The organism is Nocardia sp. CC201C (genome assembly GCF_030010695.1).
GTDB lineage: Bacteria > Actinomycetota > Actinomycetes > Mycobacteriales > Mycobacteriaceae > Nocardia > Nocardia otitidiscaviarum.
Window position 1 is genome coordinate 1 of sequence record NZ_JASCXP010000649.1, and the last position, 2572, is coordinate 2572.

Below are 2572 nucleotides of genomic sequence, written 5' to 3' on the forward strand. Positions count from 1 at the left end.
GAGGTGCCCATCTCGGCTCCAATCCTTTGACCCAGTCAAAGAGTTCTGTCCAGCAGATTACGCCGGGTGGCCGCGTTCCGAAAGGTGCGGTGGTAACTTGAACGGCGTTCAAGCTCGCGCCCGGTGGATTCCGGGGCGGGGTACGACACCTGGCGAAGGACCGCACCCGTGGCACTGACCTCCGACGAGATCACCGCCGTCGACGCCGCCCATGTCTGGCATCCCTACGGCGGTTTCCCGGCCACCACCGAACCCCTGGTGGTCGAATCCGCCGCGGGCACCCGCCTCACCCTCGCCGACGGCCGGGAACTGGTGGACGGCATGAGCTCGTGGTGGGCCGCGGTGCACGGCTACCGGCATCCGGTGCTCGACGCGGCGCTGCTGGCCCAGTCGCGCCGGATGAGCCACGTCATGTTCGGCGGCCTCACCCACGAACCCGCCGCGCGGTTGACCCAACTGCTGGTCGAGCACACACCCGCGGGGCTGGACAAGGTGTTCCTCTGCGATTCCGGATCCGTCTCGGTCGAGGTCGCGGTGAAGATGTGCCTGCAGTACTGGCGCGCCCGCGGCCGCCCGGGCAAACACCGGCTGCTCACCTGGCGCGGCGGCTACCACGGTGACACCTTCACTCCCATGAGCGTGTGCGATCCCGAGGGCGGCATGCACGCGCTGTGGACCGACGTGCTCACCCCGCAGCACTTCGTCCCGACCCCGCCGCGTACGTACGAACCCGACTACGTCGCCGAACTCGAGCGCGCCCTCGCCGCGCACGCCGACGAACTGGCCGCCGTCATCGTGGAACCCATCGTCCAGGGTGCGGGCGGCATGCGCTTCCACGATCCCCGCTACCTCACCGACCTGCGCCGCCTCTGCGACGAGCACGGCATCCTGCTGATCTTCGACGAGATCGCCACCGGATTCGGCCGCACCGGAACGCTTTTCGCCGCCGACCAGGCGGGCGTGCGCCCGGACGTGCTGTGCGTGGGCAAGGCGCTCACCGGCGGCTACCTGACCCTGGCCGCGGCGCTGTGCACCGCCGAGATCGCCGAAACCCTCAGTGCCGCACACGGTGGGCTCATGCACGGGCCGACCTTCATGGGCAACCCCCTGGCCTGCGCGGTCGCCGTCGCCTCCATCGAACTGCTGCTGTCGCGGGACTGGCGCGGCGAGGTCGGCCGCATCGAGACCGAACTGCGGGCCGGGCTCGCGCCCGCCCGCGACCTCCCCGGGGTCGTGGAGGCGCGGGTGCTCGGCGCGATCGGCGTGATCGAACTCGACCACCCCGTCGACATGCGCAAGGCCACCCACGCCGCCGTGGACGCCGGAGTGTGGTTGCGGCCCTTCCGCAATCTGATCTACTGCATGCCGCCGTTCATCAGCACCACCGAGGACGTGCGCCGGATCACCGCCGCCATGCTGGCCGCGGCCGCCGCCTGAGCGGTGGTCGGCACCTGCCGGTGGTCAGCGCCGGTCGGTGATTCGCGCCGGTCAGTGGTTGGCGCGGCGTTCCCGCAGCCGCTCCTGCTCCTCGCTGTCCGACAGCACCTCCCACACCCGGAACAGACAGTGGAAATCGTCGGACCAGCCGCGGGCGATGAGCATGTAGTTGTCGCCGTCGCGCAGCACGGTGCGACGGCTGACCAGCTTGGGGTGGTCCGGAACGAATTTGCCGACCAGTTCCGACAACTTGGCCACGGCCTGTTCCCGGGTTCCCACCACCTCGGCGAGCACCTTGGGGGACCAGATCCTGTTCTCTCCGAAGCCGGTTGTCTGTTCGACCACTATTGCCCAACGTGGCATACATCTCTCCTACCTCGGTCTCCCAGGATAGCGACGTCGGGCCGCCGGGAGGGCCGATCCGACCCGCTCCACCCCACCCTGAACGCTGTTCAAGTATGCTGCGGAGCTGTGAGTGTCGATCCCTTGCGATGGTTGGACGAACGCGCCGCAGATCGGGTGCGCGCCGGGCTGCGCCGCGAACTGCGGCCGCGCGCGTCCGAGGGCGAGGCCATCGACCTGGCCTCCAACGACTACCTCGGGCTCACCCGGCATCCGGAGGTGATCGAGGGCGCGGTCGCGGCGGTGCGGCGCTGGGGTGCGGGTGCCACGGGTTCGCGGCTGGTCACCGGCACCACCGCCGAACACGAACTGCTGGAAACCGAACTCGCCGAATTCGTCGGCGCGCAGGCGGGATTGGTGTTCGCCTCCGGCTACGCCGCCAATCTGGGCGTGGTCACCGCGCTGGCCGGGCGCGATGCGCTGGTGGTGTCGGATGCGGGCAGCCACGCCTCGCTGGTGGACGCCTGCCGCCTGTCGCGGGCGCGGGTCGAGATCGCCCCGCACCGCGATGTGGACGCCGTGGACCGGCTGCTGGCCCGGCGCGGCGAGGAACGCGCCCTGGTGCTCACCGATTCCGTCTTCAGCGCCGACGGCGATCTCGCGCCGCTGCGGGAGCTGCACCGCGTCACCCGCGCCCGGGGCGCGGTCCTGGTGGTGGACGAGGCGCACGGACTCGGCGTGCGCGGCACGGGCGGTCGCGGACTGGTGCACGAATGCGGGCTGGCGGGCGAAC

The 2572-nt window shown here is 70.6% G+C and carries 3 protein-coding genes; 2 read left to right on the forward strand and 1 reads right to left on the reverse strand.

Annotated features, from left to right (window positions below; all coding sequences use genetic code 11):
• The first annotated feature begins 168 nt into the window (after window positions 1–168).
• Window positions 169–1437: an adenosylmethionine--8-amino-7-oxononanoate transaminase gene (locus QK444_RS35475; RefSeq protein WP_282786389.1), complete on the forward strand. Its 1269-nt coding sequence runs from the start codon at window positions 169–171 to the stop codon at window positions 1435–1437.
• 51 nt (window positions 1438–1488) lie between these two features.
• Here QK444_RS35475 and QK444_RS35480 read toward each other — a convergent pair whose 3' ends face one another.
• Window positions 1489–1800, reverse strand: a complete 312-nt coding sequence (locus tag QK444_RS35480; RefSeq protein ID WP_143980333.1) for a hypothetical protein — start codon at window positions 1798–1800, stop codon at window positions 1489–1491.
• Window positions 1801–1908: 108 nt separating this feature from the next.
• Here QK444_RS35480 and QK444_RS35485 point away from each other — a divergent pair.
• A partial coding sequence (locus QK444_RS35485; protein WP_282786392.1) for an aminotransferase class I/II-fold pyridoxal phosphate-dependent enzyme occupies window positions 1909–2572 on the forward strand: 664 nt, incomplete at its 3' end.

What these genes read in the sequence shown, in the direction of transcription:
- QK444_RS35480 (WP_143980333.1), bottom strand. Translation starts at nt 1,800, where the DNA reads ATGCCACGTTGGGCAATAGTGGTCGAACAGACAACCGGCTTCGGAGAG.